Genomic DNA, 24,475 nt, shown 5'->3' with positions numbered 1-24,475 from the left:
TTCAATTCTTGCGCAAAACCATAAGATTCCGTACGTATTGCTGCCGCGGAGTGGTGAAACGTTTCGAAAATGACAGCGTCAGGACGAAAAAAGCAGCGCAAATCCACTGCACCGACCATGCTTCACGTGGCCGAAGCGGCGCGTGTTTCCGTGGCCACCGTATCGGCGTTGATCAACGGCACCGCGACCGTCAGCCCCGAGCTCAGCCAGCGCATCGAACAGGCGATCCGCGACATCGGTTACAAGCGCAACGCCATCGCCCGCAGCCTCAAGATGGGCACCACACGCACCATCGGGCTCACCGTCCCACACATCACCAACCCGTTCTTTACCGACGTGGTTTCGGTGATCCAGCAGGCTTTCGACAGGGCCGGCTACGCCGTCATGCTGTGCTGCACCGACGAGCACCTGAACACGCAGGACGACCAGATCAGGCTGCTGCTCGACCGGATGGTCGACGGGCTGATCGTCGCGCGTGTCGGCGACGGCGCGATCCTCAAACGGATTGTCGACGACGCCAATGTGCCGGTCGTGCTACTCGACCGTGTTTGCCAGGGTGTCGACACCGATGCCGTCGTTCTCGACAATCAGCGCGCGGTGTTCGACGCCATCACTTATCTGATCGATCTCGGCCATCGGCGCATCGGCTACATCTCCGGCTCGTTCGATATCTCGCCGATGCATGACCGCATGGCGGGATACCGGGAAGCCCTCCAGACCGCGGGCCTGCCGGCCGAGCCCGAGCTCGTCCGCTTCGGCAATTTCCACGAAGTCGATGGCTACAACGCCACCATGCAGCTGCTTTCGCTGCACGACCGGCCGAGCGCCATCTTTTCGGCCAACAACCCGATGGTGATCGGCACGATGAAGGCCATCCGCGATATCGGCCTGTCCTGTCCGGAGGATATTTCGGTCGCCTGCTTCGACGATTTTCCGTGGTCGGATGTGTTCCGGCCGCAATTGACCACGGTCGCACAGCCGGTGCAGGCGATTGGCGAACAGGCGGCCAATCTGCTGCTCGACCGGCTCGCCGGCAACAGGGATGCGCCGCCGCGCAAGCTGACGCTCAAGGGACGCCTGATGATCCGCAATTCATGCCGGCCACTTGGCGCGATCGCACAAAGCGTCAGCGCGTAGCGCTTGGGCTCTGTTCAGAAACGTTGTAATGCCGGACGGACAGCGCTCCCTCTGTCCTGCCGACCCCGGCCCTTCGCAGCCGCTACGGGCGTTCGTCGTTCGAAAACCGAGCAATTGAAGGACGCGGCGCCGATCGAGCCAAGTGGGCAACAATCAGCCCGCCGACAAGCAGGAAAATCTTGGCAATCGAAGCATGTCGGATTAGGAATATGACGAGATGCGGCTGATCGCCTACACGGGCGCCGGCTTGAGTCATGTGCGTGAAATCGATCCTAATCGGGCTGGTACTTGCTGGGATGGTCGCATTCTTCGGCTGCACCACCGGCGGCGCATTAAAGACTTTCCCCTCGGCCTATGGCGGCCTCACCGACGCCGGTTTTCGCGTTCCGCCGGTTCCGATCTACAAGGTTGACCAAAAGTTCCATCGGCAGACAGTGCCTTATGCGACTGAAGAGGCGCCTGGCACCATCATTGTCGATACAGGAGCGAAGTTCCTCTACTACGTGTTGGGAGACGGTCAGGCGCTGCGCTACGGAATCGGCGTTGGCAAGGCGGGCTTCGAGTGGCATGGCACTGCTCACGTTGCGAGGAAGCGCGAATGGCCGGATTGGAGCGCGCCGTCTGCGATGATTGTGCGCGAGCAGAAGCGGGGCCGCATCATACCGGCTCATATGGAGGGCGGACTCATGAACCCGCTCGGGGCGCGGGCGCTCTATCTTCTCAACGAGAAAGGTGACACTGGATATCGCCTGCACGGTAGCCCTGAATGGTGGTCCATCGGCAAAGCTGTGTCGGCGGGCTGCATTCGCCTCATGAACCAGGACATCATCGATCTCTACAACCGCTCCACAATCGGCACCAAGGTGATCGTCATTTAGTAGACGCCGCGTTTCCGTCTAACAGACGAGCATGACGGATCGAAAACTCTCCGCGTAAAGCGCGCGAACTGTTCGCGATGTCTTCGCACACCTGTTCGCGATGTTCCCTGCCTAAGGCCGGCCTTGCCCGCAACAGTGCCAAGTGGCGAACCACCTCTCAGGCAGCTTCCGACAGCGATTTGTGGGCGTCGGTCAGTATCTCGAACGAGCGCACCCGCGCCGCATGGTCGAAAATCTGCGCTGTGACCATCAGTTCGTCGGCGCCGGTGCGGCGCACGAATGCCTCGATGCCTTGCCTGACCGTTTCGGGGGAGCCGACGACGGCGCAGGAAAGCGCCTGGCCGAGCATGGTCTTGGCCATTGGATCGAGGTCGCGCTCATATCCTTCGACCGGCGGCGGCAATCGGCCGGGCCGGCCGGTGCGCAGATTGACGAAGGCCTGCTGCAGTGAGGTGAACAACAGCCGCGCCTCGGCATCGGAAGGAGCAGCGAAGACATTGAGGCCGAGCATCACATAGGGCTTGTCGAGCTGCTCCGAAGGCTGGAAGCGCGAGCGGTAGATCTCCAGCGCATGGTCGAGCTCGGCCGGCGCAAAATGCGAAGCGAAGGCGTAGGGCAGGCCGAGCGTGGCGGCAAGCTGCGCGCCGTAGAGGCTGGAGCCGAGAATCCAGATCGGCACCTTTTCGCCTTCGCCGGGCACCGCGCGGATGCGTTGGCCGTCTTCGGCTGGCTGGAAGTAACCGATCAGCTCGACGACGTCCTCCGGGAAATTGTCGGCGCCAGCGTCGAGGTTGCGGCGCAGCGCCCGTGCCGTGGGCATGTCGGTGCCGGGCGCCCGGCCGAGGCCGAGATCGATGCGGCCGGGATGCAGAGCGTTGAGCGTGCCGAATTGCTCGGCGATGACAAGTGGCGAATGATTGGGCAGCATGACGCCGCCGGCGCCGACGCGTATCGTACGGGTACCTCCGGCCACATGGGCAATGACCACCGAGGTGGCGGCGCTGGCGATGCCTGGCATGTTGTGATGCTCAGCCAGCCAGTAGCGCTTATATCCCAGCCGCTCGGCATGACGGGCGAGATCGAGCGAATTGGCGAGCGACTGCGAAGCATTGCTGCCTTCGACGATCGGCGACAGGTCGAGAACGGAAAGAGCGGTCATCGGCGGGGATTCCTGTGGACCGGACGGATGTAGGAAGCCGTTGCCGGGGCGGCAAATTCAAAATGTTGATAGAGCGCTGTGCGCGCGACGGATGTGCAACCGATGCAAGGTCGTTGATATGCACACCAATCAGTGACGCTTTTGGGCTCTTAAGCCGCTACCTTTTTGGCTCGGAAATCTCTTCATCCTCGATTACCGCCGTGTGCTGCGCCGCGAGGAAATTGCCGACATGGCTGAGACCGTCGAAATGATCGCAGAATACCTTGATGACGACCAGCAGCGGCACCGCCATCAGCGCGCCGACGAAACCCCATAGCCACGACCAGAAGGCGATGGCGATCAGGATCGCCACGGCGTTGATCTCGAGACGGCGGCCGACCACCGTCGGCGTCACGAACTGGCCTTCAACGACGTCGCATAAGAGGACGAAGGCCGGCGCCAGCAGCGCATAGGAAATCGTGTCGAAGCTGATCAGCGCGATGATCGTGACCAGCGTGATGGTGGTCAGCGCCCCGATATAGGGCAGGAAATTGAGCAAGGCCGCTGCCGCGCCCCAGACCTGCGCGTTGGGCACGCCGAGTGCCCACAGGCCGAGCCCGATGACCACGCCGAGACATGTATTGATGACCGTGACAGTAAGCAGATAGTGCGAGATTTCACGCTCGACGTCATAGACTACGCGCAGCGCCCGCTTCTTTTCGCTTAGACTGGGGAAGGACTGGACGATCTTTTCATAGAACATCGTGCCCGAGGCGAGCAGGAACAGCGACAGGACGAAGACGATGGTGACGCTGGCGCCGGCCGACAGCACATTGCCGGCGGCCTGCGAGAGAATACCCGATGGCGCCATCGCCACCCTCTGAACGCCCGGCTCCTGGGACGTCTGTGTCAGGCCCTCGATCTGGCGCGAAATCTCCACGATCCGTTCGAACGGACGGCGCAGTTGTGCCAGACGTTCGGTAAGCTGCTGGCCGATCGTCGAGGTGTTGTTGATGAGGTCGATGACCGGGCCGCTGAGCAGATATCCCGCGACGGCGACGAGGCAAAACGAAAGCAGCACCAGCAGTGTCGCCGAAATGACATCGGGCATGCCATGCTTGCGCAGGAAGCGAACGATCGGCGTCAGCGTTAGCGCCAGCAGAAAAGCCAGAATGACCGGCATGAAGAAGGCGCGGGCGAAGTAAAGCGCGTAGATCGCCATGAGGATGAAGATGCCGACGAGCAGCGAACGCATCAGATGCGCATCCGCCCGCGCCTCGACGCGCGAATCCGGGCTTTCGGCAGCGCTTGCGCCCGAAGCGGCGGGTTCGGCCTTCATTCTGACCCTCGGCGGCACACCGCGATTGGTGTAGACCGTTGGCGAAAACGCCTCTGCGGCTTCAAGGTTCCGTTAGCGGCGTCACCGGCAAGGCCGCCTCGCGGCTTTGCTGGTGAATCAGGCAACCGGCGCTGCCGCGGCGACGGCCTTCGCAGTTTCCCGGCGCACGATCGGCGCCACCTTGGTGCCGTAGAGTTCGATAGCCTTCATGACCTTGGCGTGCGGCATGGTGCCGATCGCCATTTGCAGCAGGAAGCGGTCGTTGCCGAATATCCTGTGCTGGGCAATGATCTTGTGCGCCACCTGTTCTGGATTGCCGACGAACAGGGCGCCGTTCGGGCCGCGCGATTGGTCGAAATGAGCCCGCGACGTCGGCCCCCAGCCGCGCTCGCGGCCGATGCGGTTCATCACTTCGGCCTGCGGCCTGTAGAAATCGTCGGCTGCCTGGTCGGCGGTGTCGGCGATGAAGCCGTGCACGTTGAGGCTGGTGGCAAGGCTCGCCGGATCGCTGCCGGCCCGCCTGGCTGCATCCCTGTAGATGTCGAACAGTGGTGCAAACCGCGCCGGTTCGCCGCCGATGATCGCCAGAGCCAGCGGCAACCCGAGTACGCCAGCCCGCGCCGCCGATTGCGGCGTACCACCGATCGCGATCCAGATCGGCAATTTGTCCTGAAAGGGCCGGGGATAGACGCCGCGATCGTTGATCGGCGCGCGCAGACTGCCCGGCCAGGTCACCTTGACATGATCACGGATGGCGAGCAGCAGGTCGAGCTTCTCGGCAAAGAGCTCGTCATAGTCTTCGAGATTATAGCCGAACAGCGGAAAGGATTCGATGAACGAGCCGCGCCCGGCCATGATCTCGGCCCGGCCGCCGGACAGAAGATCGAGGGTGGCAAACTGCTGAAAGACGCGCACCGGATCGTCGGAGGACAAAACGGTGACCGCGCTGGTCAGCCTTATGCGCTTGGTTCGTTCGGCAGCCGCCGCCAGCGCCACCACCGGAGCGGAGGCAGCATAGTCGGGACGGTGGTGCTCGCCGAGACCAAAGACGTCCAGCCCGACCTGATCGGCGAGCTCGATCTCCTCGATCAGGTTGCGCAGCCGCTCATGCGCACCGATCGCACCGGGACCCGGTTCCGGGCTGACGTCAGCGAAGGTGTAGAGACCGAGTTCCATAGTGGTGTCATCCTAGCGTTTTGTCTTGGCGCTACAGGTAGCGATCAGTCCGCTGCGCCGCCAGAGGCCTGGATGGTGAACAGTGCGGGTGGCTTTCAGCCGAATTCGATCGAAATGGCGTCTCCCGGTTGCAACAGATCAGAATTTCATGGCTGGCATACCGTTTTGGCGCTTGAACTCTCGGTTTTCACGCGTATGTAAGCCTCGCAAATTGACTCCAGGGAAGTGGACTTGGCTATCTACAGGGAAAAAGACGTTTTCGAGCGGCGCAATGCCGCAAACGAGGCAAAGAAGGCGCTTCTGGAGCGCTTCAAGGCAAAGCCGGCGGCAGATGATCCAGCGGTGCTGGCACGACAGGCCGAGCGCAAGGCAGTCCTCGAGGCCCGCGCGATACGCGAGGCCGAAAAGGCCAGGCTGAAGCAGGAAAAGCTGGCGCGCGAAGCGGCCGAAAAGGCCGAGCGCGAGGCAGCTGCCGAAGCGGCACGCATTGCCGCCGAAGAGGCAGCACAGGCCGAAGCGAAGATCCGGGAAGCTGAAGAGAACGAGCGCATCGCCCGTTTTCTTGCCGACGAGGCCGAACGCAAGGCCAAGCGTGACGCACGCTATGCCGCGCGCAAGCAGCGCACCGGCAGGACGCCGCCCGGCTTCTCCGCCCGATAGCGCCTTCCGGCGCTGATCGGCCGAATTCAAGAATCAGGGCCGCCTTGCAGCGGCCCTGAAGGCGTTTGGTCTGTCGGGCCGACTTAAGCCGCGAGCTTCAGTCCCATAATGCCGCAAACGATGAGCGCGATGCAGGCCAGCCTGATCGCGGTCGCCGGCTCCCCGAGCAGCCATATCCCCAACAGCGCCGTGCCGACGGTGCCGATGCCGGTCCATACCGCATAGGCTGTGCCGACCGGCAGTGCCTTCAGCGCCAGGCCGAGCAAGGTCAGGCTGACAATCATCGAGGCTACCGTCAGGACGGTTGGCAGCGGCTTCGAGAATCCGTCGGTGTATTTTAGGCCGATCGCCCAGCCGATCTCGAACAGGCCGGCGAAGAACAGGAAAATCCACGACATCGGAACGCTCCGTTTCGATGGCTCCCGGCCGATCTCTTGAAAGCGCAAAAACTATCTTCGCCGCATCCATATGGGATGCTCGTGCGCTTAATGAACAACAATACCGGCCGCATTTGCGGCCGGTCGAAATAAGCCAAAACGGTAGCTGCGGCCCTACTTGTCCTTCAGCTTCATCGCCTTCACCGGCGGTGCCTTCAGGGCCGGCGCCGGAGCAGGTTTCTTCGCGTCCTTCTTCGGCTTGCGGGCTTCCTTGCCTGCCTTCATCGCACCTTTAGCCATGATTCGTTCCTCCGGTTGATGTCTGGCGAAGTGAAACAAGAGAAAACGCTAGACTGCAAGAGGCCGCTGCCGTGCAGTCGCCTTGGCCGATGGCTGTCAACCGGTTTCTAATTCCCTCGTAAACCGCAGCGGTCCGTGCGATGGTCCTCTTCGCACTGCAGCATCAGCCCTTGCGTTTCGCCGGCTGATGATCGCGCAGTCCGGTCAGGACGACAATGCGGATCCACATCGGTTGCCAGATGAGCTTCGACTTCCCGCAGGAAACACCGCTGATCGCGATGCTCAACGTCCATTATTCGCGCGCATCCGATCTCGAGCGGCCGGACTTCCTGACGTCGAACCCGCCGGTGCCGATCGAAAGCTATCGCGACAGTTTCGGCAATTGGTGCAACCGTCTCGTTGCGCCGGCCGGGCGCTTTGCGTTCGGCACGGACGCGGTCATCCGCGACCCCGGCTCCTTCGAGACGCGCGAGCTGACGGCATGGCAGCATGAGGTGCGCGATCTGCCGTCGGAGACGCTGCTGTTCCTGCTGCCCAGCCGCTATTGCGAGAGCGACGTGCTGGCGAACGAAGCCTGGCGGCTGTTCGGCAATACGCCGCTCGGCATCCCGCGCGTCCAGGCGGTCTGCGACTTCGTCCATAACCATATCGTCTTCAACTATTTCAATGCACGGCCGACACGCACCGCAGCCGAAGCCTATCGCGAGCAGAGTGGTGTGTGCCGCGACTTTGCCCACCTCGCAGTCGCCTTCTGCCGCGCCCTGAACATCCCGACCCGCTACTGCACCGGTTATATCAGCGATATCGGCCTGCCAAAGCCGTGGTCGGACATGGATTTCGCCGCCTGGATGGAGGTTTATCTCGGCGGCCGCTGGCACGCGTTCGACCCGCGCAACAACGCGCCGCGCATCGGCCGCATCCTGATTGCCTCCGGACGCGATGCCGCCGATGTCCCACTCACCCACATTTTTGGACCGGGCGCGCTGGCTGGCTTCAAGGTCTGGACGGAGGAGGTCATCGAATAGCCTCTCGCGCTGCCCTTTTGAACAACTCGACACTTCGGGCGTTGTTCGAGCTGTGGAGCGTGGGCGTGCTCCGCTAATCTCGGTGCATCAACCAAGGCAGCACACCATGGCGGCGCATGGCGGGTCGAAAAAAGTGATCTATGCGGCGCTCGCCGGCAATCTTGCGATCGCCCTGACCAAATTCGCCGCTGCCTTGTTCACGGGCAGCTCGGCAATGCTCTCGGAAGGCGTCCACTCGCTCGTCGATACCGGCAATGGCAGCCTGCTGCTTTACGGCATGCACCGCGCCGCCCGGCCGGCCGATCGGACGCATCCGCTAGGCCATGGTCGCGAGCTGTATTTCTGGAGCTTCATCGTCGCGCTCCTCGTCTTTGCACTGGGCGCCGGCATATCGTTCTACGAAGGCGTGACGCACATCATGGCGCCGGAGCCGATTGCCAACGCAAAGGTGAACTACGCTGTACTTGGCCTTTCCTTCCTGTTCGAAGGCACCTCCTGGCTGGTGGCGCTGAACGAGTTCCGCCACCAAAAAGGCAGCCACGGCTGGCTCGAGGCGGTGCAGCTCAGCAAGGACCCGAGTGTCTACACCGTACTCTTCGAGGACAGCGCGGCACTTCTCGGCCTCGTTGTCGCCTTCGCCGGCATATTGGCGGCGGAACTGCTGGACATGCCGAAGCTCGACGGCGCCGCGTCGATCGGCATCGCGCTGATCCTGGGCGCGACCGCGATCTTCCTGGCCCGCGAAAGCAAGAGCCTGCTGCTCGGCGAGCCGGCCTCGCCCGAGGTGCAAATGAAAGTGCTGGCCATTGTCCAGCAGGACCCGGCGGTGCGGCGGGCAAATGGCGTACTGACGCTCCATATGGGGCCTCAGGAGATCGTCGCCGCTCTGAGCATCGAGTTCGAGGACCACTTGTCGGCGCCCGAGATAGAGACCTGCGTCGAACGCCTCGAGACACGGCTGAAGGCGGAGATGCCGGAGGTCACGCGCCTGTTCGTCAAGCCGCAGACCACCGGCACCTGGGAACGGCGGAGCAAGGCCTTGGCGGCGTCCGGAGGGGAGCCGGCCTGAGGAAAATGGCTGCGCCATCGGGCAGTCCCGGTTATGATTGCGCGCAAAAGCTCCAGGAGGAACGAAGATGAAAATCGACGGCGGGTGTCATTGCGGCGCCATTACTTACGAGGCCGAGGTCGATCCGGAAAAGACCACCATTTGTCACTGCATCGATTGTCAGAAGCTAACCGGAACGGCCTTTCGCGTCACCGTGCCGGCGTCCGAGGACAATTACACGATCACCAAGGGCGCGCCGAAAATCTACATCAAGACCGGTTCGAGTGGTGCCAAGCGCGCTCAGGCATTTTGCGGTGAGTGCGGCTCGCATCTCTACGCCACGTCGGCGGGCGCGGGACCGAAGGTTTACGGCATCAGGGTCGGCACGGCATGGCAGCGCGATCAACTGGTGCCGAGAAAGCAGATCTGGCATCGCTCGGCGCTGCATTGGCTGCCGGAATTCGAAGGCACAACCATCATCGAGGAGCAGTAGCGCCAGACCGGGCGAAGCCTCGGCTCCGGTTCCGGCGTAGCTCTCAATCGTCGCCTTCGACGACCCTTAGCCTCAGCTGCCCGGTTTTCGAATCGGCAACACGCGCGCTGCTTTCCGCTTTTGCTCCGCTGCCATTCGACCCAGCGGTGTCCTCCGCCGGCTGCACGCCAAACTCCAGCGCCTCGATCTTTTGTCCGCGCCTGGTCACCTTCGATGTCGAGACGAGGATGTCCTCGATATCCTTGGCCGATTGACCGAAATGCGTCTGCAATTTGCGCACCCGCTCGTCGAGCCGAGAGACGTCTTCCATCAGCCGGATGACCTCGCCCTGGATCAGGTGCGCCTGCTCGCGCATACGGGCATCCTTGAGGATCGCCTGGATGACCTGGATCGACAGCATCAAAAGCGATGGCGAGACGATGACGATCCGCGATCGATGCGCCTTTTGGACAACGGCCTCGAAATTCTCGTGGATTTCGGCGAACACCGATTCCGAGGGCACGAACATGAAGGCAGTGTCCTGCGTCTCGCCCTGGATCAGGTATTTTTCGGAAATATCCCGGACATGCACCTCGATGTCGCGGCGGAAAGCCTGAGCGGCGGACTTCTGCAGGTCGGCGCCTTCGGCGGCACGGATGGCATTCCAGGCCTCGAGTGGAAACTTTGCATCGATGGCAAGCGACGGTGCGCCGTTCGGCATCTTCACCAGGCAGTCGGGCCGGCTGCCATTCGACAAGGTCGCCTGGAATTCATAGGCGCCGTGGGGCAATCCGTCGGCGACGATGGCTTCCATACGCGACTGGCCGAAGGCGCCGCGCGTCTGCTTGTTGGAAAGGATCGCCTGCAATTGCACGACCTGGCCGGCCAGCGACTGGATGTTGCCTTGCGCGATATCGATGACCGCCAGCCGCTCCTGCAGCTTGGCGAGGCTCTCATGCGTCGATCTCGTCTGCTCGGTCATGGTCTGGCCGAGGCGGCCGGTCATGGCGTCGAGGCGCTGGCCGATCGACTGGGTCAGTTCGGCCTGACGCGCCCCGAACACTTCGGCGATAGCGCCCATACGGCCCTGCATTTCCGCCTGGCTTGCCAAGATGCCGGCCATCCGCACCTCGGCGTCGCGGGCGTGGTCGGCGGCTTCGGCGGCCGCCATTGCACGCGCCTTGGCCGATCGCCAGAGCGCAATGACGAGCGCCACGAACAGGCCGAGGAACAGCATTGCGCCGAAACCCAGGGCATGGCCGAGCGTGATCGTGGTGGCGCCGAGGCGGGCGACAGGTTCGGACAGGATGGTGGCCAGATCGTTCATGCCGACAGCATAGATGATTCGGTCTGGCGGCACAGATCAAAACGTGAACGACCAGAAGGCGTCCCGGTTGACGCTTTTCCTGCGAGGTCTTAGGTGAGACGCCATGTCGATCAAGCCGCTTATCATCCTCCCCGATCCCGTCCTGCGTCAGGTTTCAAAACCGGTCGAGCGTGTCGACGGTGATTTGCGTAAACTGGCCGGCGACATGCTGGACACCATGTATGACGCGCCCGGCATCGGCCTCGCGGCGATCCAGGTCGGCGAACCCTTGCGCTTGCTGGTGATCGACCTCGCCAAGGAGGACGAGACGCCGGCACCGCACGTCTTCATCAATCCCGAAATCCTCGACAGCTCCGACCAGCGTTCGGTCTACGAGGAAGGCTGCCTGTCGATCCCGGATTACTATGCCGAGGTCGAGCGTCCGGCAGCGGTGCGGGTGAAGTATCTCGATCGCGACGGCAAGCTGCAGGAGATCGAGGCCGAGGGGCTGATGGCGACCTGCCTGCAGCATGAGATCGACCACCTAAACGGCGTGCTGTTCATCGACCACATCTCCAAGCTGAAGCGCGACATGGTGGTCAAGAAATTCAAGAAGCTCGCCAGGGACAAGGCGCCGGGCAAGATGGTGGGATAGGGGTCGACGAATGCCCCTGCGTGTCATCTTCATGGGTACGCCCGAATTCTCCGTGCAGACGCTGCGAGCGATCGCCGGGGCAGGGCATGAATTGGCAGCCGTCTACACGCAGCCGCCGCGCGCCGCAGGCCGGCGCGGGCTCGAGCTGACGCCGTCGCCGGTGCAGCGTGAGGCGGAGCGGCTTGGCATCGAGGTGCGGTCGCCGGTGTCGCTGAAGAGCGAGGCGGAGCAGCAGGCGTTCCGCACCTTGCGCGCCGATGTCGCCGTGGTCGTCGCCTACGGGCTGCTTCTGCCCAAACCTATTCTCGAGGCGCCGCGGCTCGGTTGCCTCAATGGCCACGCATCGCTATTGCCGCGCTGGCGCGGCGCTGCCCCTATCCAGCGCGCCATCATGGCCGGCGATACCGAGACGGGCATGATGGTGATGCGGATGGAGGAAGGCCTCGACACCGGGCCTGTGGCAATGGTTGAAAAATGCGCCATTGGACCGGACATGACGGCCGGCGATCTGCACGACCGGCTGATGATCCTGGGTGCTGCGCTGATGGTGCAAGCGCTCGAACGGCTCGAGCGGAATACGCTGACATTTACCACACAGGCGGAGGTGGGGGTGACCTACGCCAAGAAAATCGATAAATCGGAGACTCGCATAGACTGGCTGCGACCTGCCGGCGACGTGCACAACCAGATTCGCGGCCTGTCGCCCTTTCCCGGTGCATGGTGCGAGGCCGAAATCGGCGGCCGCATGGAACGGCTGAAACTGCTTCGCTCGACGCTCTCGCAAGGCGCCGGCGAACCGGGAGGAATTCTCGATGACCGGCTGACGGTTGCCTGCGGGTCAGGCGCGATCAGGCTGGTCGAAGTTCAACGTGCGGGCGGAAGGCCCATTGCCGCGCAGGAGTTTCTGCGCGGGGCCAAGCTCGAAAAAGGGATGAAATTGTCATGAGCATGATGTCCATACGCGCGGCGACGCCGCGGGACCGCGAGGCGATCCGCCTTGTCGAAGAACACGCATTCGGCCAGCAGGCGGAGGCCGGACTGGTCGACGCGCTGGTCACCGGCGGTGATGCCGTCGTCGAACTGGTGGCGGACGAAGACGGGCAAGTGGTCGGCCATATCCTGTTTTCACGGCTCTTCGTGCAGAATGGCGGCAAGAGCTTCCCGGCAGTCGCGCTGGCGCCGCTGGCAGTCGAGCCGTCGTTCCACGGCACCGGCATCGGCGGTGCCCTGGTCCGCGAGGCTCATATCCGCCTGAAAGCCGCCGGCGAGACGCTCGCTGTGGTGCTCGGCGATCCGGCCTACTATGGCCGCTTCGGCTACAGCCGCGCCCGTGCAGCGAAATTCGAGAGCGACTACCAAGGCGAGGCTTTGCAGGCGCTTGCCTGGGGCGAGGCGCCGGAGACCGGCAGGCTGGTCTACGCCTCGGCCTTCGGCTCAGCCCTCGCCGCCTGATTTCGCCTCGATCCGGGAATGCCGCGTTTTCGCCTCGACATCGAATATGACGGCAGTCTCTTTGCCGGCTGGCAACGCCAGGCCAATCAGCCTTCGGTGCAGCAGGCGATCGAGCAGGCGATCGAGAAGTTCTGCGGCGAGCAGGTCTCTCTGCGCGCCGCCGGCCGCACCGATGCCGGTGTCCATGCGACCGCTCAGGTGGCGCATGTCGATCTGGTCAAGGCATGGCCCGGCGACAAGGTGCGCGACGCCGTCAACGCGCATCTGCAAGCGGCCAAGGCGCACATCGCCATCCTGAAGGCCGCCGTCGTGCCGGATGGCTTCGATGCGCGTTTCTCGGCGATCGGCCGCCACTATCTCTACCGTATCGTCAACCGCCGCGCGCCAGCAGCGCTCGACAAGGGTAAGATCTGGTGGGTACCGAAGCAGCTCGATGCCGCCGCCATGCACGAAGCGGCAAAAGTGCTGCTTGGCCGGCATGATTTCACCACCTTCCGCTCGACCCAGTGCCAAGCCACCAGCCCGGTCCGCACGCTCGACCGGCTGGATGTCAGCCGGGCGGGCGATTTCATCGAAGTCCGCGCTTCGGCGCGGTCATTCCTGCACAACCAGGTGCGCTCGATGGTCGGCTCGCTCAAACGTGTCGGCGAAGGCGGCTGGGCCATTGCCGACCTCAAGGCCGCGCTCGAGGCGCGCGACCGTGCGGCCTGCGGTCAGGTGGCGCCGCCCGACGGGCTGTTTCTAGTCGGCGTCGATTATCCGACGCCTGGCTGATCCGGCACGCTGATACCGAGCAGCGCCTGCAGGCCGAACAGGACGATCAGCGACGCCACGAACATGCCGGCAAAAACAGCGCTGCCGACAGCCGCACCCCTGCCGATGGCAACGTTGGTCATCCGCCAGGTCAATACCATTGACAGCGCGAACAGCAGCAGCGACACCAGCCCGGAGACTTCGTTGGCCGATGTCAGGAAAAGCCGGATCAACGCCGATGGCAGCATCATCCAGGCGATGATCGCCGAGGCCCAGTTGCTGGCGACGACATAATGGACGAAACGGCTGCCGACGCCGACCCGCGGCGCGACCAGGGCCAGGCCGATGAGCGGCAGCACCCAGGCGCCGATATCGACGGTGGCCAGCCGGATCAACATGCTGAAACGGCCGACGAATGCGTCGGGATCGCCGATCTCGTTGGCAATGCCGACCCAGCCGACGATCAATGCCGGCGCCGCGACGACGATGGCAAAAAAGGAGTTCCAGAAACCGTCCGCCGAAAGGTCGAGCAGGCGAAATCCGTCGGCCTTGCCGAGCATCAGCCGCCAGGCGCCGGCAAGCGAAGCATAGGTTTCATCCGCTGAAAGCATCACTAGGATATGTCCTGCGCAAACCAGTCTTCAACGAAGCGCAGATAAATCTGCGTCAGCGTCTCGAGATCGGCAATCGCCACACGTTCGTCGACCATGTGCATGGTCTTGCCGACCAGGCCGAATTCGACCACCGGACAATAATCCTTGATAAAGCGGGCATCGGAGGTGCCGCCGGAGGTGGAGAGCGCCGGCTTCCTGCCGGTCACCGCTTTGACCGAACCGCCAAGCGTCTCGATCAGCCTGTCGTCGCGTGTCAGGAAAACATGGCACGGCCCGTCGCGCCAGACGATCTCGTAGTCGACCGGCGTCTTCTTGCCGGCGCGGTATTTCTTGCGTTTCGCCGCCCGGTCGAGGCGGTTGTGGATCTCGGCCTGGATCGTCTCGGCGGTCCATGTGTCGTTGAAGCGGATATTGAAGGTAGCTGCTGCCTTCGCCGGGATGACGTTGGTGGCGGGATTGCCGACATCGATGGAGGTCACCTCAAGATTCGTCGGCTGGAAATCCCTTGTTCCGTTGTCGAAGACGGGGTGCAGCAAGGCGTCGACCAGCGTCACCAGGCCGCGCACCGGATTGTCGGCTAGCTGCGGATAGGCGGCGTGGCCCTGGCGGCCGTTGACGACGACCGTGCCCGATAGCGAGCCGCGCCGGCCGATCTTGATCATATCGCCAAGCGCGTCGGGATTGGTAGGCTCGCCGACGATCGAGGCATCCCATTTCTCGCCTTTGGCGGCCGCCCATTCGAGCAGCTTCGTCGTGCCGTTGATCGCCGGGCCTTCCTCATCGCCGGTTATCAGCAGCGAGACCGACCCCTTCGGGCCGCCCTTCTGCTCGACATGTCGCGCCACCGCCGCGACGAAACAAGCAATGCCGCCCTTCATGTCGACGGCGCCGCGGCCGAACATCTCGCCATTGGCGATCTCGGCGCCAAAGGGCGGGTGCGTCCAGGCTGCCTCGTCGCCCACCGGCACCACGTCGGTATGGCCGGCAAACATCAGATGCGGGCCATTGCCGGAACGCCGCGCGTAAAGGTTCTCGATGTCCGGTGTGCCGGCTTCGGAAAACACCGGTCGCTCGACCGCAAAGCCGAGCGGCTTCAACATCGCCTCCAGCGCGCGCAGCGCACCGCCTTCGGCGGGCGTCACGGAAGCACAGCGGATGAGTGCAGCGAGATTTCTAACCGGATCGGTAGGCAGCATCATGGGCAAAAGCGATAGTCGAAAGCGCAAGGTCTGTCACGGCCAGACGTGAGGGCCAGCCATGCCGCCGACATTATGGTTTTCATGTCGTATAATTGCGGCAAGGTCTCTCGACCAGAACAGGGCCATCGCATGGTCACGCGTGGCAAGACGATCGTAATCGCCGGTGCCGGCAGTATCGGCTGCTACGCCGGCGGCTGCCTGATACTTGCCGGGCGAAAGGTGTTTCTGCTGGCGCGACCGCGCGTCGAGAAGGCCCTGCAAGAAGCTGGATTGCGCATCACCGACCCTGACGGCCGCGACCGTTCTGTCAAACCGGACGCATTGTCGGTCACCGCCGATCCGGCGGTAGCATTCTCCGATGCCGATGTCATTTTGGTAACGGTCAAGTGCGGCGCGACGCAAGACATGGCCGGGCTGATTGCCGCCCATGCCCGACCGGACGTGGTGATACTCAGCCTGCAGAACGGCGTCGACAATGCCGATAAATTGCGAGCCCATCTCACCGCCCAGCCGGTGCTCGCGGGCATGGTGCCGTTCAACGTGGTCCAATCGCCGGAGGGCGAATTGCCGCTTCGCCTGCACCGCGCCAGCGGCGGCAAAGTGATGATCGAACAGGGCTCGGCGGGCCTTGACGAACTGCTTGATGTCGAGGGGTTTGCCGTCGCGACGCATGGTGACATCGACGCGGTGTTATGGGACAAGCTGCTGCTCAACCTCAACAACGCGCTGGTGGCGCTTTCCGGTCTGCCGCTGGCGGCAGAGCTTGCCGATCGCCGCTGGCGGCTGATCCTGGCCGGTCAGATCGACGAAGCATTGGCGGCAATGACGGCGACAGGCATCGAACCCGCTCGCATCGCCGGCCTGCGTCCCGCACTGCTGCCGAAGTGCTTCGCCTGCCCGACGGGCTGTTCAAGTTCTTGGCGCGGCGAATGCTTGCCATCGATCCGGCCGCGCGTTCGTCGATGTGGGATGACCTGCGGCGCCGCCGGTCGACGGAGATCGGCGAACTGCAAGGCGCGGTCCTGCGTTTGGCCGAAAAGGCCGGCACGCCGGCGCCTTTGCTGAAGCATGTCACTGCACTGGTGCGCGCGGCCGAGCAGGAGAGGCGCGGATCGCCTTGCTTGCCGCCGGAAGCTGTCGCTGCGACCGTCAGATCGTAGCCCGCACAGGCGCCCAATAACGGCCCTTGCCGGTGCGCTTGGCTTCGTAGAGTGCATGGTCGGAACAGGTGAGCAGGATTTCCGGATCGCCGCCGTCGGCGGGTGCAAAGGCGCTGCCGACGCTCAAGCCGACATGGATGGCGGAACCGACCCCGAGGTCGAAAGGCACCGAGACCTTTTCGATGGCCCGCTTTGCCAGATAGGTGGCCTCGATCTCCGAGGTTGCGGGCAAAAGGATGACGAATTCGTCGCCGCCGATACGGAAGACCACGTCCCCCGGCCGGAAGCCGCGCTTCAATCGTTCGGCCACCTTGCGCAGCAGCACGTCGCCGACCGCATGACCAAAACGGTCGTTGACCTGTTTGAAGCCGTCGAGGTCCATGCTGAGCACGGCAAACGGCTTGCCGCCATTGGCGGCCGGCGCCGCAAGGTCGCGGCACATGTCGCGCAATTTTTCCTGCAGGAAGATGCGGTTTGGCAGGCCGGTCAGCGCGTCCTTGATCGCCAGGTCGCGATTGTCCAGCTCGGCGCGGATCATGCGGGCGTTGATTGCGTGGTTCTGAAGCAGCACGATGATGACGCCGGCCACATAGAACGGCGTTTGAATTCCGACGATCGGCATTCCGGGCGCTGCGGAAAACAATGCACCGACCACGTAAGGCAGGCTTACGGCCAACATGACGAATATGGCGAAGCGCGGGGTGGCCGCATTGCGTGACGACACCACGCCAACGACACCTGCGACATTCAAGGCGGCAAGTACGGAAAGCGCCATATTCCCGCTGGCAACACAGCCATAGCAGCCGAGGCCGAAAACGACCGACCATACACCGCTGGCTGCCATCAGGCCCGCCAGCGGCCCTTTCGAGCCGCGCCTGCGGGCCTGCTCGCATTCCCGCATCAGCAGAACGCGGACGACGAAAAGCATCAGGTCGGCTGCGATCCAGGCGTAGGGCCACCAATCCTTCGTGGCAAGTGCGGCGCTGACCGCAACCACCAGAACGCTGATGGTGCCGAACAAGACTGCGAATTTGCGGTCGAAAGTGGTGTCGAGAAGCCGGGCGCGGACGGCTTCCGGTTCCAATCTCATCGGCGAAGAGAACCAGGCAAACAGGCGAGCGGCGGCGCTCCACGTTTTGCGCGGCTCCTTGGTGGTCAGGGATAGGTCGCTTGCCAGTCGAGCGCTCCGTGCCGGTCGACACAGTTTTCGCCGGCATGCTGGGCCAGGGTGATTAACATTCGCTTAGAGCGTCCGGCGCAAAACCGGGGTTTCGGAACTCCCCCCTCTGCCGCTCTAGCGGATCTGCCGCCGGCTCGCGGGTCTTAGCTTGCCGGCCCCGGTCGTCTGCGGACTGCAGGCCGACGCGGCGGACCCGGCTCGGGATCGGTTTTCTTCGCATGTGCCGGCTGCCCATGAGGGGTTTCGATCAGCGTGATCTTCTGCCAGATCTTTCGCGACAGGTTCGACGCCAGGTTCTCGATGTCATTGACCCCATCGATGACCACGGCGTCATTGACCGACTGGGCAAACAGCGCGGCGATCTTGCCGGTGATCGACAACATTTCGGAGCAATAGTCGAGATAGCGGGCAAGCTCGGCGGCGTTGGTGATGCGGGCTGGCGAATGTGCAGTCGGCTTGAAACTGGCTGAAAGTGCTGCCGGATCCTTGGTCAGCTGGTGCATGTCGATGACGTGGATGAGCGACCGCAGCCCGTGGAGTTGGCGGAACACCCGCTTGCGCTTGATCCGCTCCTCGGAGCGGATCAGGGCCAGGAAGCCCAGCACGGCGAGGATGATCATGTTGAGGGAGGCTTCGATGCCTTGCACCGACTGGAAGGCATCGTGGTTTCCCGAGATGCGGCCGAGCGGCAGGATTGTGCCGACGAACAGGAACATCAGCGCTCCGACGACGAAAGCGGCGATGATGAGGCCGCGCAGCCACCAGATCGGCGCCTCCAGCGCCTTGGCTGCCTTTGCCAGATCGCGCGACAGCGACACGAGCTCGGCGGCGACGCCGCGCAGGCCTGCATCGGGAAAGCGCTCGGCGACGCGCTCTTCCAGCCGTTCGGCGGTTTCGAGGATCAGTTTCGAATCAAGCGAGCGGTAGCGCATGACGAAATGTCCGATTGGCGCTCAGGGTTCGGCCGGTGCGTTGGTGCGCTTGCCGTAGCGGTTGGGGCCTGGGTCACTTTTGAAAAAAGCCAGGATAAAAAGCAGGACGAAGCCGATAATGAGAGAGATCAATGCGTAATAGGCAGGCTTGCCGAAATCATGGAACCGCTTCGCCGTTAGCGCAAAGGTCGACCATGTCGAGACGAACACAGCGATCCATAAGGCGAGCGCCCAATACTGGCTCGCGGCAGTGCCTAACGGCGTTCGCGCGAACTGGTAGAGCAGAAAGAGTTGAACGATGACCGGCAAGAGGCCAGCCAAAACATAAGCGCTCGGATTCACCCGCCCAGAAAGGCTGAAGAAAAGCCATAGGAATTGAGGTTTGTCAGTCAACCCGGTGCATCCGTTCTCGGGAGATCAATCGCGCAGCAATTCGTTGATCGAGGTCTTGGAACGGGTTCTTGCGTCGACCCGCTTGACGATGACGGCGCAGTAGAGGCTGGGGCCGGGCTCGTTGTTTGGAAAAGGCTTGCCCGGCAGTGAGCCGGCGACGACGACGGAATTGGCCGGCACTTCGCCGTAGAAGATCTCGCCGGTGGCGCGGTCGACGATCTTGGTCGATTGGCCGATGAAGACACCCATGCCGAGCACTGAGCCCTCGCGAACAATGCAGCCCTCGACCACTTCGGAACGGGCGCCGATGAAGCAATTGTCCTCGATGATGGTTGGGCCGGCCTGCATCGGCTCCAGCACGCCGCCGATACCGACGCCGCCCGACAGATGCACATTCTTGCCGATCTGGGCACAGGAGCCGACCGACGCCCAGGTGTCGACCATGGTGCCGCTATCGACATAGGCGCCGACATTGACGAAGGACGGCATCAGCACGGCGCCCGGCGCGACATAGGCAGAGCGGCGCACGATCGACGACGGCACGGCGCGGAAGCCGGCCTTCTCGAAATCGACGGCGCTCCAGCCGTCGAACTTCGAAGGCACCTTATCCCACCATACCGCCTGACCGGGACCACCCTTGATGATCTCCATCGGGTTGAGCCGGAAGGACAGCAGCACCGCTTTCTTCAGCCACTGGTTGACGTGCCATTTGCCGTCGGCCTGCCGCTCGGCGACGCGGGCGACGCCCCGGTCGAGCAGGTCGAGCGCCGATTGGATGGCCTCGCGCGTCTGGCCGCGGGTTGCGGTCGAAATGGTGTCGCGTTCCTCGAAGGCGTTCTCGATGATCTTCTCGAGACTCGCGAGATCGGGCTTCGACATGAATTCGCTCCATTACCAAGCTGTTAAGGGCCGGCGCCTTAACCTGTTTGAAAGTCGCGCGGACCCTATGTGAAGGCTTGGGGAGGGTCAATCGCGGCAGCGTCACGGGACGGCGCAAGTGAATGATTGGACGGGTAAAGCAAATATGACTCCCATGGAAAAGGCGGGGTGGACGCCGCTACCGCATTCGGACGAGGATCTGGAGCGGTCGAAAAGCGTGCCGGACACGCCGCAAACGCGCGCGGAGACATATCGGCTGGCCTGGAACGACCCCGATTTCATGACGCGGCGCGAGTTGCGCGCGGTCAGGCTGCAGCTCGAACTGCTGAAACCGGAGATGATCCTGGCCGAGCGCGGCATCCAATCGACCGTCATCCTGTTCGGCGGCGCGCGCATCCCCGAGCCCGGCGGTGAAGCCTGGGCGGCCAAGAACGAGACGCAGAAGAAGAATCTCGAGCAAAACAGCAAATACTATGAGGAGGCGCGCAAATTCGCCCGCCTCTGCTCGCAGCAGTCGGCCACTTCGTACTATCGCGAATTCGTCGTGGTGACCGGCGGCGGGCCTGGCGTCATGGAGGCCGGCAATCGCGGCGCCGACGATGTTGGCGCGCCGTCGATCGGTCTCAACATCGTGCTGCCGCACGAGCAGGCGCCAAACGCCTACGTGACGCCGGAACTCTGCTTCAACTTCCACTATTTTGCGGTCCGCAAGATGCATTTCGTCATGCGTGCCAAGGCCGTTGCGGTGTTTCCCGGCGGCTTCGGCACGATGGACGAGTTCTTCGAGACGCTGACCTTGATCCAGACCGGCCGCATGGAACGCGTGCCGGTCATCCTGTTCGGCAAGGCTTTCTGGGCAAGGGCTATCGACCTCGACTTCCTCGCCGAGCAAGGCACGATCACGCCCGGCGACCAGGATATCATCGATTTCGTCGACACCGCCGATGAGGCCTGGGGGATCGTCAGCCGCTTCTATAAACTTTGACATGCAAGCAAGGACTTGAAGCGCGCCGGCTGCCTCAAGCGGGGACTTCGACGATCGCCGTGAGAAAGCCGGCGAGATCGTCGGTGACGAAGTCCACGTCGTCCTCGTTGGCCGGGTCGCGTTCCCACATTTCCGAGAAGGTCGGCTCGAAATTGCGCGGCACCACCAGCACCGTGGTCATGCCCAGCGATTTCGGCACCGACAGGTTGCGGGCGAGGTCTTCGAACATCACCGCATTTTGCCCGGTGACGGCGTGGAGTTCGGCAAATTTCTCGTAGGATTGTCGCGCCGGCTTGGGGTTCAGCCCGGCTGCGACGATATCGAAAATGTCGTCGAAATGCTCGAGAATGCCCAGCTGCCGCGCGGTGCGTTCGGCATGCCGGCGATCGCCATTGGTGAAGATGAATTTGCGGCCGGGAAGCTGGCGTATGGCGGTGCCGAGGACGGGATCTGGCACCAGCCAGGAATAATCGATGTCGTGGACCTTCTCGAGAAAGTCGTCGGGGTCGATGCCGTGGCGCGTCATCAACCCGTTCAGTGTCGTGCCGTATTCCCGGTAGAGCTCCTTCTGCAGCTTGCGTGCTTCCTCGCGCGGCAGCGTCAGCAATTCTCCGACATAGGCGGTCATCTTCACATCGATCTGCGAGAACAGATTGGAATGGTGCGGATAGAGCGTGTTGTCGAGATCGAACACCCAGTCGGTGACATGGGCAAAGCGGGCGGGGTCGGGAAGCGTGGTCATACCGTCCTTATGGCACGAAACGATCTTTCTAACAGGAGGTTTATCCACAACCTATGCGCGCCCTGGGTGGTGAAAATGGTGCCGTGATTAAAATCTTAAGCATCGCCGAAAGGTGACATTCAGCGCTTGCTGGCACCAAGACGGACCAGTGGGAGCAAGCGATGAATCGCATATTTCTAAAGTCTGCCGCCATCGCTTTCGCCTCCGTCGCCGTCTCACTTTTGCTGACGCTGATCGTCGTGCCGGCAATGGGTTTTCCGATCAATCGCACCATCTGGTTGACGTCTACCGTATGCCCGCTGGCTCTTGCCTGGGGCGCCGGCGCCTATACGGTCTGGCAGGGCGAAAGGTTGAAGACCGCGCATCGCGAACTCGCCCGCGCCCATGCCCAGCTCGCGGCCGCCCACAGGCGCTTGGCGGAAAAGGCGAGCCGCGACGACATGACCGGCATGCTCAACCGCGAAAGTTTCTTTGCCGCCCTCGACGGCTCTCGGCGTAAATCCGATCGCGGGGCATTGCTGATCGTCGATGCCGACCATTTCAAGACCATCAACGACAGCTACGGCCATCTGATCGGCGACGAGGCGCTGCTCCTGATCGCAAGTGCGATAGAGCGTGGCGTGCGCAGCGGCGATGTCCTTGGCCGCATCGGCGGTGAGGAATTCTGCGCCTTTCTGATCGGCGCCACCGAACACGAAGCCAGGCGCGTCGCCGAGCGCATCCGCCGTGAAGTAGAGCGTATCCGTTTCCGGCCCGTCGACGAACGAACCGTTCCGCTGACGGTCAGTATCGGCGGGACCACCTGCGGCGAGGACGCCGCAGTGTCGGAGCTGATGCGCGCCGCCGACCAGCGGCTCTACGAGGCCAAGCATCGCGGCCGCAACCTGTCGATCATCGATCGTGACATTTCCGAAGCGGCGTGAGCTCAGCCCTAAGCCTTGTGCTGGAAAAATTCTACCTATCAGAATTCAACCGCGCCGCGGCCAGTGCTGTCAAAATCCGAAGATGGCGATGCGGAACAGCAGGGCAGCGGCCGCCAGCGCGACCAGTGCAATACCAAGGCCAATGGGAGAACCCCAGCCATACCATTCCATCGCCAGCTTGGCGTATTTGAATTCTTCGGCCGGTGTGAGTGGGCCGCGCGTCTGGTTCTGGTTCATTGTCCACTCCTTGCGTGCTGCGACAGGCCGTGCCTTGCGCCCGACGCAGCATATTACTATAATAGCCGTAATGTTAGGCAAATTGATAGTTAGATGATCGAAGTAAATTCGTCAAGCATGAATCGGGCCGACATGAAGACGGCCATCAGCCTCGCCATTATGGGCTGGCAGGACGCGACGCAGGCTTATGACGAGGCAGTAGGCGATAGGCTTGAGCTGAGTACGGCGGAACGCCATTGCCTGGCGCTGCTCTTAGGCGGCCCGCAATCGGCTGGCGAGGTCGCGGCCGCAACAGGGTTGACGCCGGCCGCAGTCACCGCGCTGATCGACCGGCTGGAGGCGCGCGGCCTGCTGACACGAACGCGCAGCCTCGAGGACAGGCGCAAGGTGGTCATAGAGGCGACGGAACTCACGCGAGAACTATCGGCGCGCTATTATGGTGCGATCGCGCAGGAGGGAGAAAGGGTGATCGCCACATTTAGCGACACCGAGCTGGCCACGATCCTTCGCTTCGTCACCGCATCGCTCGACCTTCAGCGCGACCAGCTTGCCCGGCTGAAAGCCGAGGCCCTGGAAACAGCCGACAGCCTATAGGCTCGCCGGGTCGAGCGCCGGCTCGCCTTTGCGGCGCGCCACGATCGCCGCAAGATCGGCGGTCTCGAAAGCATCACGCAGCACGTCGAAAGACGGCAGCACAAAATAGGCACGCTGGAACTTGTCGATCTCGTAGCCGGTGCGCATTACGGTTTCCAGGTCGAAGGGGACATCGTGCGCGTCGCCGCCTTCGACCGCGAACTGAAGCTCGGTGAAGGATGACATCAGCCCGGCGCCGAACGCCTTCAGCGGCTGGCCCGGCTCGCGTATCAGCCCGTATTCGACGGTGTACCAGTAAAGCCTGGTGATCATCTCGTCGCCGCCGAGCGCAATCACGCTGTCGGCCCTCTTGCCATACATCTGCATGAAGTCCGCAAAGACCGGCTGCGTCAGGATCGGCACGTGACCGAAGAAATCGTGGAACATGTCGGGCTCGACGATGTAGTCGAGCTCCTTTTGGGTTCGCAGCCAGTTGGTGACCGGGAAGCGGCGGTTGGCGAGGTGGTCGAAGAACGGCTGGGCCGGAATGAGCCCCGGCACCGCGACGATCTCCCAGCCGGTGAGCTTGCGCAGCTTCTCGCTGACCTCACCGAAATCCGGGATCTTGTCGAGAAGGCCGAGCGCCGCAACGCCATCGAGATAGGAATGGTGGGCGAGCTTCCTGGTCAGCTTCGTCTGGCGGTCGCACAGCGTGCGCCACACCGCCTGTTCTTCGTCGCTATAATTGTAGCCCTGCGCCACGGTGAAATCGGCACGGCAGACCGAATAATCGCCGCGAAGGCCTCGCGCCGCGCATTCGCGGGCGTAGTCGGCAACGTTCATCGTCATGGCTTGCTCTCCCTGGAAATCATGATCAGCGGATCGTCGGAAATTCTAGCCGGATGGCGTGAGGCAAATCAGCTTTGATGGTGGCTCAAATGC

Annotated in this window: 28 protein-coding genes and 1 pseudogene; 14 read left to right on the top strand and 15 right to left on the bottom strand. The window is 62.8% G+C overall.

Annotation, left to right across the window (positions count from 1 at the left end; translation table 11 throughout):
• Positions 1–117 precede the first annotated feature (117 nt).
• Together NKH05_RS07780 and NKH05_RS07775 are read left to right on the top strand one after the other, a co-directional pair.
• Positions 118–1,137 (top strand): LacI family DNA-binding transcriptional regulator, encoded by a 1,020-nt coding sequence (locus NKH05_RS07780; protein WP_023718178.1) that lies wholly within the window; start codon positions 118–120, stop codon positions 1,135–1,137.
• 254 nt (positions 1,138–1,391) lie between these two features.
• Entirely contained in the window at positions 1,392–2,015 is a 624-nt protein-coding gene (locus NKH05_RS07775; RefSeq protein ID WP_353025225.1) for a L,D-transpeptidase, read from the top strand.
• A gap of 157 nt (positions 2,016–2,172) precedes the next feature.
• Here NKH05_RS07775 and NKH05_RS07770 read toward each other — a convergent pair whose 3' ends face one another.
• The 3 genes from NKH05_RS07770 to NKH05_RS07760 all read right to left on the bottom strand — a co-directional run bounded on the left by NKH05_RS07770 (position 2,173) and on the right by NKH05_RS07760 (position 5,668).
• Entirely contained in the window at positions 2,173–3,174 is a 1,002-nt protein-coding gene (locus NKH05_RS07770) for an LLM class flavin-dependent oxidoreductase (RefSeq protein ID WP_352716562.1), read from the bottom strand.
• Positions 3,175–3,331: 157 nt separating this feature from the next.
• Positions 3,332–4,492: an AI-2E family transporter gene (locus NKH05_RS07765; RefSeq protein WP_023718182.1), complete on the bottom strand. Its 1,161-nt coding sequence runs from the start codon at positions 4,490–4,492 to the stop codon at positions 3,332–3,334.
• A 117-nt stretch (positions 4,493–4,609) separates the two neighbouring features.
• A complete protein-coding gene (locus tag NKH05_RS07760) occupies positions 4,610–5,668 on the bottom strand; it encodes an LLM class flavin-dependent oxidoreductase (RefSeq protein ID WP_352918199.1) in 1,059 nt (352 codons plus the stop codon).
• Positions 5,669–5,899: 231 nt separating this feature from the next.
• On the opposite strand from NKH05_RS07760, the gene NKH05_RS07755 reads away from it, so the two are divergent.
• Positions 5,900–6,328, top strand: coding sequence for a DUF6481 family protein (locus tag NKH05_RS07755; protein ID WP_352484331.1), 429 nt, complete (start codon positions 5,900–5,902; stop codon positions 6,326–6,328).
• A gap of 83 nt (positions 6,329–6,411) precedes the next feature.
• Here the strand turns inward: NKH05_RS07755 and sugE are convergent, their stop codons facing one another.
• On the bottom strand, positions 6,412–6,726 hold the full coding sequence (gene sugE / locus NKH05_RS07750) for a quaternary ammonium compound efflux SMR transporter SugE (protein WP_352484330.1): 315 nt from the start codon (positions 6,724–6,726) through the stop codon (positions 6,412–6,414).
• 153 nt (positions 6,727–6,879) lie between these two features.
• On the bottom strand, positions 6,880–7,005 hold the full coding sequence (locus NKH05_RS07745; RefSeq protein ID WP_013528464.1) for a hypothetical protein: 126 nt from the start codon (positions 7,003–7,005) through the stop codon (positions 6,880–6,882).
• 215 nt (positions 7,006–7,220) lie between these two features.
• Between NKH05_RS07745 and NKH05_RS07740 the strand changes: the two genes are divergently transcribed.
• The 3 genes from NKH05_RS07740 to NKH05_RS07730 all read left to right on the top strand — a co-directional run bounded on the left by NKH05_RS07740 (position 7,221) and on the right by NKH05_RS07730 (position 9,571).
• A complete protein-coding gene (locus NKH05_RS07740; RefSeq protein WP_023718185.1) occupies positions 7,221–8,030 on the top strand; it encodes a transglutaminase-like domain-containing protein in 810 nt (269 codons plus the stop codon).
• Positions 8,031–8,136: 106 nt separating this feature from the next.
• The gene (locus tag NKH05_RS07735; RefSeq protein WP_352484329.1) at positions 8,137–9,099 is read left to right on the top strand and encodes a cation diffusion facilitator family transporter; all 963 of its coding nucleotides are present in this window, start codon (positions 8,137–8,139) and stop codon (positions 9,097–9,099) included.
• A gap of 67 nt (positions 9,100–9,166) precedes the next feature.
• Positions 9,167–9,571 carry a GFA family protein gene (locus NKH05_RS07730; RefSeq protein WP_352484328.1) on the top strand — a complete coding sequence of 135 codons (405 nt, stop codon included), beginning with the start codon at positions 9,167–9,169 and terminating at the stop codon, positions 9,569–9,571.
• A 43-nt stretch (positions 9,572–9,614) separates the two neighbouring features.
• Here NKH05_RS07730 and NKH05_RS07725 read toward each other — a convergent pair whose 3' ends face one another.
• A complete protein-coding gene (locus NKH05_RS07725; RefSeq protein WP_023718188.1) occupies positions 9,615–10,877 on the bottom strand; it encodes a DNA recombination protein RmuC in 1,263 nt (420 codons plus the stop codon).
• Between the two features lie 103 nt (positions 10,878–10,980).
• On the opposite strand from NKH05_RS07725, the gene def reads away from it, so the two are divergent.
• Genes def through truA form a run of 4 tightly spaced genes read left to right on the top strand, consistent with a single transcriptional unit; the run spans position 10,981 to position 13,737 of the window.
• Positions 10,981–11,511 (top strand): peptide deformylase, encoded by a 531-nt coding sequence (gene def / locus NKH05_RS07720; RefSeq protein ID WP_023718189.1) that lies wholly within the window; start codon positions 10,981–10,983, stop codon positions 11,509–11,511.
• Between the two features lie 16 nt (positions 11,512–11,527).
• Positions 11,528–12,457: a methionyl-tRNA formyltransferase gene (gene fmt / locus NKH05_RS07715; protein WP_352548109.1), complete on the top strand. Its 930-nt coding sequence runs from the start codon at positions 11,528–11,530 to the stop codon at positions 12,455–12,457.
• Complete coding sequence (locus NKH05_RS07710) at positions 12,454–12,963, top strand: GNAT family N-acetyltransferase (RefSeq protein WP_292662840.1); 510 nt, start codon at positions 12,454–12,456, stop codon at positions 12,961–12,963. Before fmt ends, NKH05_RS07710 begins: the two co-directional genes overlap by 4 nt.
• Positions 12,964–12,981: 18 nt before the next feature.
• A complete protein-coding gene (gene truA, locus NKH05_RS07705; RefSeq protein WP_023718192.1) occupies positions 12,982–13,737 on the top strand; it encodes a tRNA pseudouridine(38-40) synthase TruA in 756 nt (251 codons plus the stop codon).
• Here the strand turns inward: truA and NKH05_RS07700 are convergent.
• The gene (locus NKH05_RS07700) at positions 13,719–14,327 is read right to left on the bottom strand and encodes a hypothetical protein (protein WP_023718193.1); all 609 of its coding nucleotides are present in this window, start codon (positions 14,325–14,327) and stop codon (positions 13,719–13,721) included. The two genes, truA and NKH05_RS07700, sit on opposite strands and share 19 nt — an antisense overlap.
• 2 nt (positions 14,328–14,329) lie before the next feature.
• Positions 14,330–15,529: a succinyl-diaminopimelate desuccinylase gene (gene dapE, locus NKH05_RS07695; RefSeq protein WP_023718194.1), complete on the bottom strand. Its 1,200-nt coding sequence runs from the start codon at positions 15,527–15,529 to the stop codon at positions 14,330–14,332.
• 129 nt (positions 15,530–15,658) lie between these two features.
• Between dapE and NKH05_RS07690 the strand changes: the two are divergent.
• A pseudogene (locus NKH05_RS07690) lies at positions 15,659–16,689 on the top strand (2-dehydropantoate 2-reductase).
• Here NKH05_RS07690 and NKH05_RS07685 read toward each other — a convergent pair.
• The 4 genes from NKH05_RS07685 to dapD form a co-directional block, all read right to left on the bottom strand.
• Positions 16,679–17,779 carry a GGDEF domain-containing protein gene (locus tag NKH05_RS07685; RefSeq protein ID WP_023718195.1) on the bottom strand — a complete coding sequence of 367 codons (1,101 nt, stop codon included), beginning with the start codon at positions 17,777–17,779 and terminating at the stop codon, positions 16,679–16,681. The pseudogene NKH05_RS07690 and the gene NKH05_RS07685 sit on opposite strands and share 11 nt — an antisense overlap.
• A gap of 233 nt (positions 17,780–18,012) precedes the next feature.
• Positions 18,013–18,801 (bottom strand): hypothetical protein, encoded by a 789-nt coding sequence (locus NKH05_RS07680; RefSeq protein ID WP_353025223.1) that lies wholly within the window; start codon positions 18,799–18,801, stop codon positions 18,013–18,015.
• A 21-nt stretch (positions 18,802–18,822) separates the two neighbouring features.
• The gene (locus NKH05_RS07675; RefSeq protein WP_031193743.1) at positions 18,823–19,194 is read right to left on the bottom strand and encodes a DUF805 domain-containing protein; all 372 of its coding nucleotides are present in this window, start codon (positions 19,192–19,194) and stop codon (positions 18,823–18,825) included.
• Between the two features lie 24 nt (positions 19,195–19,218).
• Positions 19,219–20,073 carry a 2,3,4,5-tetrahydropyridine-2,6-dicarboxylate N-succinyltransferase gene (gene dapD / locus NKH05_RS07670; protein WP_023718197.1) on the bottom strand — a complete coding sequence of 285 codons (855 nt, stop codon included), beginning with the start codon at positions 20,071–20,073 and terminating at the stop codon, positions 19,219–19,221.
• Between the two features lie 145 nt (positions 20,074–20,218).
• On the opposite strand from dapD, the gene NKH05_RS07665 reads away from it, so the two are divergent.
• Entirely contained in the window at positions 20,219–21,058 is an 840-nt protein-coding gene (locus tag NKH05_RS07665) for an LOG family protein (RefSeq protein ID WP_023718198.1), read from the top strand.
• A gap of 34 nt (positions 21,059–21,092) precedes the next feature.
• On the opposite strand, the gene NKH05_RS07660 is transcribed toward NKH05_RS07665, so the two are convergent.
• Positions 21,093–21,800, bottom strand: coding sequence for a pyrimidine 5'-nucleotidase (locus tag NKH05_RS07660; RefSeq protein WP_353025221.1), 708 nt, complete (start codon positions 21,798–21,800; stop codon positions 21,093–21,095).
• Between the two features lie 161 nt (positions 21,801–21,961).
• Here NKH05_RS07660 and NKH05_RS07655 point away from each other — a divergent pair, with 161 nt between their 5' ends.
• Positions 21,962–22,723, top strand: a complete 762-nt coding sequence (locus tag NKH05_RS07655; protein WP_023718199.1) for a GGDEF domain-containing protein — start codon at positions 21,962–21,964, stop codon at positions 22,721–22,723.
• A gap of 69 nt (positions 22,724–22,792) precedes the next feature.
• Here NKH05_RS07655 and NKH05_RS07650 read toward each other — a convergent pair whose 3' ends face one another.
• Entirely contained in the window at positions 22,793–22,960 is a 168-nt protein-coding gene (locus NKH05_RS07650) for a hypothetical protein (protein WP_023718200.1), read from the bottom strand.
• Positions 22,961–23,053: 93 nt separating this feature from the next.
• Here NKH05_RS07650 and NKH05_RS07645 point away from each other — a divergent pair, with 93 nt between their 5' ends.
• On the top strand, positions 23,054–23,554 hold the full coding sequence (locus tag NKH05_RS07645; RefSeq protein ID WP_353025220.1) for a MarR family winged helix-turn-helix transcriptional regulator: 501 nt from the start codon (positions 23,054–23,056) through the stop codon (positions 23,552–23,554).
• Here NKH05_RS07645 and phhA read toward each other — a convergent pair.
• Complete coding sequence (gene phhA, locus NKH05_RS07640) at positions 23,549–24,382, bottom strand: phenylalanine 4-monooxygenase (protein WP_023718202.1); 834 nt, start codon at positions 24,380–24,382, stop codon at positions 23,549–23,551. The two genes, NKH05_RS07645 and phhA, sit on opposite strands and share 6 nt — an antisense overlap.
• Positions 24,383–24,475: the final 93 nt, after the last annotated feature.

The sequence above is a fragment of the Mesorhizobium sp. M1399 genome, from assembly GCF_040317735.1.
In the GTDB taxonomy this organism is placed as follows: domain Bacteria; phylum Pseudomonadota; class Alphaproteobacteria; order Rhizobiales; family Rhizobiaceae; genus Mesorhizobium.
Note: the sequence above shows the minus strand (reverse complement) of the source record. Positions and strands in the feature narration are given on the sequence as shown.

Excerpts from the sequence above, each read along its gene's own strand:
- NKH05_RS07780 (WP_023718178.1), top strand. The coding sequence starts at position 118 with ATGCTTCACGTGGCCGAAGCGGCGCGTGTTTCCGTGGCCACCGTATCG.
- NKH05_RS07775 (WP_353025225.1), top strand. The coding sequence starts at position 1,392 with ATGTGCGTGAAATCGATCCTAATCGGGCTGGTACTTGCTGGGATGGTC.
- NKH05_RS07770 (WP_352716562.1), bottom strand. The coding sequence starts at position 3,174 with ATGACCGCTCTTTCCGTTCTCGACCTGTCGCCGATCGTCGAAGGCAGC.
- NKH05_RS07765 (WP_023718182.1), bottom strand. The coding sequence starts at position 4,492 with ATGAAGGCCGAACCCGCCGCTTCGGGCGCAAGCGCTGCCGAAAGCCCG.
- NKH05_RS07760 (WP_352918199.1), bottom strand. The coding sequence starts at position 5,668 with ATGGAACTCGGTCTCTACACCTTCGCTGACGTCAGCCCGGAACCGGGT.
- sugE (WP_352484330.1), bottom strand. The coding sequence starts at position 6,726 with ATGTCGTGGATTTTCCTGTTCTTCGCCGGCCTGTTCGAGATCGGCTGG.
- NKH05_RS07745 (WP_013528464.1), bottom strand. The coding sequence starts at position 7,005 with ATGGCTAAAGGTGCGATGAAGGCAGGCAAGGAAGCCCGCAAGCCGAAG.
- NKH05_RS07740 (WP_023718185.1), top strand. The coding sequence starts at position 7,221 with ATGCGGATCCACATCGGTTGCCAGATGAGCTTCGACTTCCCGCAGGAA.
- NKH05_RS07735 (WP_352484329.1), top strand. The coding sequence starts at position 8,137 with ATGGCGGCGCATGGCGGGTCGAAAAAAGTGATCTATGCGGCGCTCGCC.
- NKH05_RS07730 (WP_352484328.1), top strand. The coding sequence starts at position 9,167 with ATGAAAATCGACGGCGGGTGTCATTGCGGCGCCATTACTTACGAGGCC.
- NKH05_RS07725 (WP_023718188.1), bottom strand. The coding sequence starts at position 10,877 with ATGAACGATCTGGCCACCATCCTGTCCGAACCTGTCGCCCGCCTCGGC.
- def (WP_023718189.1), top strand. The coding sequence starts at position 10,981 with ATGTCGATCAAGCCGCTTATCATCCTCCCCGATCCCGTCCTGCGTCAG.
- NKH05_RS07710 (WP_292662840.1), top strand. The coding sequence starts at position 12,454 with ATGAGCATGATGTCCATACGCGCGGCGACGCCGCGGGACCGCGAGGCG.
- truA (WP_023718192.1), top strand. The coding sequence starts at position 12,982 with ATGCCGCGTTTTCGCCTCGACATCGAATATGACGGCAGTCTCTTTGCC.
- NKH05_RS07700 (WP_023718193.1), bottom strand. The coding sequence starts at position 14,327 with ATGCTTTCAGCGGATGAAACCTATGCTTCGCTTGCCGGCGCCTGGCGG.
- dapE (WP_023718194.1), bottom strand. The coding sequence starts at position 15,529 with ATGATGCTGCCTACCGATCCGGTTAGAAATCTCGCTGCACTCATCCGC.
- NKH05_RS07685 (WP_023718195.1), bottom strand. The coding sequence starts at position 17,779 with ATGAGATTGGAACCGGAAGCCGTCCGCGCCCGGCTTCTCGACACCACT.
- NKH05_RS07680 (WP_353025223.1), bottom strand. The coding sequence starts at position 18,801 with ATGCGCTACCGCTCGCTTGATTCGAAACTGATCCTCGAAACCGCCGAA.
- dapD (WP_023718197.1), bottom strand. The coding sequence starts at position 20,073 with ATGTCGAAGCCCGATCTCGCGAGTCTCGAGAAGATCATCGAGAACGCC.
- NKH05_RS07665 (WP_023718198.1), top strand. The coding sequence starts at position 20,219 with ATGACTCCCATGGAAAAGGCGGGGTGGACGCCGCTACCGCATTCGGAC.
- NKH05_RS07660 (WP_353025221.1), bottom strand. The coding sequence starts at position 21,800 with ATGACCACGCTTCCCGACCCCGCCCGCTTTGCCCATGTCACCGACTGG.
- NKH05_RS07655 (WP_023718199.1), top strand. The coding sequence starts at position 21,962 with ATGAATCGCATATTTCTAAAGTCTGCCGCCATCGCTTTCGCCTCCGTC.
- NKH05_RS07650 (WP_023718200.1), bottom strand. The coding sequence starts at position 22,960 with ATGAACCAGAACCAGACGCGCGGCCCACTCACACCGGCCGAAGAATTC.
- NKH05_RS07645 (WP_353025220.1), top strand. The coding sequence starts at position 23,054 with ATGATCGAAGTAAATTCGTCAAGCATGAATCGGGCCGACATGAAGACG.
- phhA (WP_023718202.1), bottom strand. The coding sequence starts at position 24,382 with ATGACGATGAACGTTGCCGACTACGCCCGCGAATGCGCGGCGCGAGGC.